Below are 4,113 nucleotides of genomic sequence, written 5' to 3' on the forward strand. Positions count from 1 at the left end.
GTAGCCCTGCGGCATGCGGCTCACGAACTCGTCGCACATCGCCGCCCGCGCCGCCGCCAGCACCTCCTCGTCGGTTGCGCCGGCCCGCCCCAGGCGGATGTTGCCCATCACCGTGTCGTCGAACAGCACCACGTCCTGGAACACCTCGGCATAGTCGGCCAGCAGCGTCTCGGGATCCACATCGGCCACGTTCACGCCGCCCACGCGCACCGACCCCGCGTCGGCGTCCCAGAAGCGCGCCGCCAGCTTCGCCACCGTGGACTTGCCCGACCCGGACGGGCCCACGAGCGCCGTCACCTCGCCCTCGCGGGCGGTGAACGACACGTCCCTCAGCACCTGCTCGCCGTCGCCGTACGAGAACGACACGTCCTCGAACACCACGTCGTGGCCTCGCGGCGCGAAGTCGGTGGAGCCCTCCATGGGCTTCTCGGCGGCCAGCTCCTGCGTGCGCCTGATGGACAGCCGCATGCTCAGCAGCTCGCCGATGGACTGCAGGATGAGGTTCACCGGATCGTACACGCGCGTGACCACGAGCAGGAAGGCGAAGTAGGTCATGAAGTCCGTCTGCCCGGACACGAGCAGCGTCGCGCCCACGAAGACGGTGGTGCCGATGCCCAGCTTGAGGAACGCCTGCGCCGAGGTGACGAACACGCCGGTGGTCAGCTCGGACGCCACCTGCCTGCGCTCGAACGCGTCGAGCTTGGCCGCGAGCGCGTCCAGATGCGCCGCCGAGCGGTTCGTGGCGCGGATCTCCTGCGCGCACTCCAGGAACTCCTGCACGCCGTCGGCCACCTCGAGGCGCGCGTCCTCCATCGCCTGCGCCTTGCGCTGCTGGTGCTTCCCGGTGAGCGCCATCACGAGCAGCGCCGCGGGCACCACCCAGAACGCCGCGAGCGCCAGACGCCAGTCGTAGAAGAAGATGCCGACGATGACGATGGCCGTGGACAGGCCCGTGCCGAACAGCTGCGGCATGACGTGCATGAACATGCGCTCCTGGTCGGAGCAGTCCTTCATGATGGCGTTCGTGAGGTCGGACAGGTCGCGCCGCCCGAAGAACGACAGCGGCAGCCGGCGCAGGTGCTCGGCCAGGTCGGTGCGCTTGCGGGCGCTCTCCTCGTACACCTTGTGGTACGTGTTCGCGTACTCGGCCCACTGGGTGAGGACCATGAGCGCGAGGATGCCGACGCACCCCGCGAGGTACGGCGCCAGCGCGGGCAGCGGGGCCCCCGCCACGAGGTGGTCCATGAAGTCGCTCACCAGCAGGAACAGGATGCCGATCGGGGCCATGAGCACGAGGTTCGCCAGCGTGCAGAAGAACACGCCGCGCCTGAAGTTCTTCGCGCCCACGTCGGTGAGGCCCAGGGAATCACGCAGCATAGCCGCCCTCCTTTCCGATGCGCCATTGCGCCGAGGTTCGATAGTCGGCCCACATGCGCGCGTACAAGCCGCCCGCCTCCACCAGCTCGGCGTGGGTCCCCTGCTCCGCGAGGCGGCCGCCGTCCAGCACGTAGATGGCGTCGGCGCCGGCCACGGTGGACAGCCGGTGCGCGATCATGAGCACGGTCTTGCCCGCGCACAGCACCCCCAGCGCGCGCTGGATGAGCGCCTCGTTCTCGGGGTCGGCGAAGGCCGTGGCCTCGTCGAGCACCACGATGGGCGCGTCCTTCAGGATGGCGCGCGCGAGCGCGATGCGCTGGCACTCGCCGCCCGAGAGGTACACGCCGCGGGCGCCCACCACGGTGTCGAGCCCCTGCGGCAGCTTCGCCACGATGTCGTCGCACTGCGCCGCGTGCGCAGCCGCCTCCACCTCCTCGCGCGTCGCCTCCGGCCGCGCGGCGCGGATGTTGTCCAGCAGGCTCTGCTTGAACAGCTTGTCGTTCTGGAACACGAAGGCCACGCGCTCCATGAGCTCGGCCTGCGGGATGGACCGCACGTCGACGCCGCCCACGAGCACCCGCCCCGCGCTCGCGTCCCAGAAGCGCGGCACGAGCGAGGCCGCGGTGGTCTTGCCGCCGCCCGAGGGCCCCACGAGCGCCACCGTGGCGCCCGAGGGCACGTGCAGCACGACGTCCTCGAGCGCGGGCGCGTCGGCGCCCGGATAGGAGAACGTGACGTGGTCGAAGTCGATGGCGTCGTCGGCGGGCGCCTCGGCCCGGGCCGGGTCCACCTCGGCCATGAGCGGCGCCGACAGGATGCCGTCGATGCGGCTCACCGCGTCCTGCGCCTCGGTCACCGCCTGCGACGAGTACATGATCTTGCTCATCATCATGGTGGTGAGCGCCGAGAAGATGACGTAGAACAGGAAGTTCGTGAGGAACGCGCCGAAGTCGCCCGCCGCGCCCGCCAGCAGGATGCCCGCCGGCACGAGCACGAAGAACGTCGCGTTGATGGCCACGAGCTGCGCCACCTGCGGGCCCTCGCACAGCTTCACGTAGGCGGTGGCGAAGTCGCAGTAGGCCACGATGGACTCCCGGAACGCCCTGAACGAGTGGACGGTCTGCTGGAACACCTTCACCACGGGGATGCCGCGCACGTACTCCACGGCGGCCTTGTTCATCTTGTCGAGCGCGTTCTGGTAGTTCACCATGAACTGCATGGCGTTGGAGTTGCCCTCGCCGTCCTTGCCGCCCAGGCCGCCGCCCATCATGAGGAACATGCAGAAGGCGGAGGCGAGCACGGGGATGAGGCACACGAGGCCCATGACCCAGTCGAACACGAACATGACGACGAGGTAGGCCACGGGCGTGACCAGCGCGCCCACGAAATCGGGGATGCGGTGCGCCAGCACGCCCTCGGTGAGCCCCGTGGACCCTTCGATGACGCGGCGCAGCTCGCCGGTGGAGCGGACGGAGAAGTAGCCGAGCGGCACCTTCGCGAGGTGCTCGAGCGCCGCCTTGCGCATGTTCGTCGCCGTGCGGAACGCGGCGAGGTGCGTGCACATGAGCGCGGCGAAGTACACGACGAGGCCCGCGAGCGCGAAGGCCAGCGCCCAGGCGCCGTACACCGGGGCCTGCCGCGCCTCGCCCCACGCCGGGGCGACGGCCACGAGGTCGCGCACGACGAACCACACGCACACGAGCATCGCGATGGCCAGCACGGCGTTGAGCGCCGAGAGCGCGCAGCCCGCGATGGTCAAGCGCTTGTGGGGCCCGGCGAACTCCAGCAGCCGCACGATGGGATTCTGCGGTCTTGACACGATTCGTTCCTTTCCTTGCCGTAACGTGCTTATTGTTAGCCTAAGAGAACATAATAGCGATCCCGCCGAAATCCGCTGCACGTCGATGCCGATTGGACGATGCCGCCGAAAAAGAGAACGGCTCCCCCGAAAGGGAGCCGTTCGTTCGGCGCCTCGTCGGCCGAAGGGCGCGGCGCTCAGGCCGAGATCTTGGCGAAGTGCTTCTTGAACAGCTTCGAGCCGATCCAGCCGCCCACGAAGGGGCACACCGCGGTCGCGGCCAGCGCCACCAGCGCGAGCGGGCCGTGGATGAAGTCGACGAGCCCCTGGCCGTACTCGGCGCTCATGCCGGAATCGACCACGATCTGCACGTAGGCGTCGCCCGCTAGGAAGATCATCGACTCCTGGCCCACCCAGAAGCACAGCGTCCACACCGCGAACGCCGCCAGGCAGCGCAGCGTGGTGCGCTTGCTGCCGGCCCCCGCCACGAGCTCGGCCAGCAGGCCGCCCGCCACGATGCCCACCGGGCCGGTCCACAGCATGCCCAGCAGCAGCGCCACCACCGCGACGATCGCGGACATGATGGCGAACGCGCCGCGCTTGGGCACCTTCGCGGCCACGTACATCCACACGATGCCGCCGATGAGCGAGCCGCACGCGTGCGTGAACCAGAACAGGTTCGCGTTCATGCCCAGCACCATCGCGAACACCATGAACACGAGGAACAGGAGCACCCCGAAGATGGCCAGCGTGATGTAGTCCTTCCCCACCAGCTTGCCCTTCGCGTTCGCGCCGCCCGAAGAGGCGGCAACCGTCGTCGTTGCCATAAGCGTATCTCCTTCTCTTGAAATGGTCCATGCCTTCGGTCAGATTCGGTCAGAGCGGGCGCGCCCGCCCGTCGCTGCCGATCGCGCGCCGGATGCGCCCGAGGGCCTCGC

Annotated in this window: 3 protein-coding genes; all 3 read right to left on the reverse strand. The window is 69.2% G+C overall.

All coding sequences use genetic code 11. The annotated features are described in order from the left end of the window. Window positions 1-1,377, reverse strand: a 1,377-nt coding sequence (locus tag ACMO6A_RS01515) for an ABC transporter ATP-binding protein (protein ID WP_418470683.1), incomplete at its 3' end; no start/stop codon positions are given. After that, on the reverse strand, window positions 1,367-3,196 hold the full coding sequence (locus ACMO6A_RS01520) for an ABC transporter ATP-binding protein (RefSeq protein ID WP_009608548.1): 1,830 nt from the start codon (window positions 3,194-3,196) through the stop codon (window positions 1,367-1,369). The genes ACMO6A_RS01515 and ACMO6A_RS01520, both read right to left, overlap by 11 nt. 176 nt (window positions 3,197-3,372) lie before the next feature. After that, window positions 3,373-4,002 carry an MptD family putative ECF transporter S component gene (locus ACMO6A_RS01525; RefSeq protein ID WP_009304421.1) on the reverse strand — a complete coding sequence of 210 codons (630 nt, stop codon included), beginning with the start codon at window positions 4,000-4,002 and terminating at the stop codon, window positions 3,373-3,375. Window positions 4,003-4,113 lie beyond the last annotated feature (111 nt).

Origin of the sequence: Eggerthella sp., from assembly GCF_048329335.1 — a bacterium.
Taxonomy (GTDB): Bacteria; Actinomycetota; Coriobacteriia; order Coriobacteriales; family Eggerthellaceae; genus Eggerthella; species Eggerthella lenta.